The 639-nt window shown below is 74.3% G+C and carries 1 protein-coding gene; it reads right to left on the reverse strand.

The features are described 5' to 3' along the window. Positions 1-639 (reverse strand): SDR family oxidoreductase (locus AC27IQ_RS26585; RefSeq protein WP_487091466.1); only part of this gene is annotated, 639 nt, incomplete at both ends.

The raw sequence follows: 639 nt of genomic DNA on the forward strand, positions 1-639 counted from the left end.
GGCAGCGCGGGCGCGCCGAGCCAGGTCACGTCGCGCGGGCGGGTGGACAGGCCCACGATGGCATCGGCCACGCGGCGCGGGTCCACCATGGGCAGCGGCGGCCGGATGCTGCGGCCTGTGTAGTTGGCGCCGTGCGAGAGGCCCGGCGAATCGACGAAGGTGGGGGCCACGTCGCACACATGCACGTGGGGCAGGTCGGACACCTCGGCGCGCAGGCTTTCCGACAGCCCGCGCAGGCCGAACTTGCTCGCGGTGTAGGCCGCCGCATAGGGCGCGGGCACCCAGCCGCCCATCGAGATGAGGTTGACCAGCGTGCCGCGGCCGCGTTCGCGAAAGTGCGGCAGCACGACGTGCGCGCCGTGCAGGTGGCCCAGCAGGTTGGACTCCAGCACGCGGCGGTGCGCGGCCACGGGCACGTCTTCGAAACGCCCCACGGCGCCCACGCCCACGCTGTTCACCCACACGTCGATGTGGCCGAAATGGCGCAGCGCCTTGGCCCGCAGGGCCTGTACGGCCTGGGGATCGGTCACGTCGGTGGGCACGCCAATGGCGGTGCCGCCCTCGGCCCGGCAGGCCAGCGCCACCGCCGACAGGGTGCCCGCATCGCGCGAGGCCAGCACGATGCACGCGCCGCGCCGG

It is taken from the genome of Acidovorax sp. KPB24-07 (genome assembly GCF_057543315.1).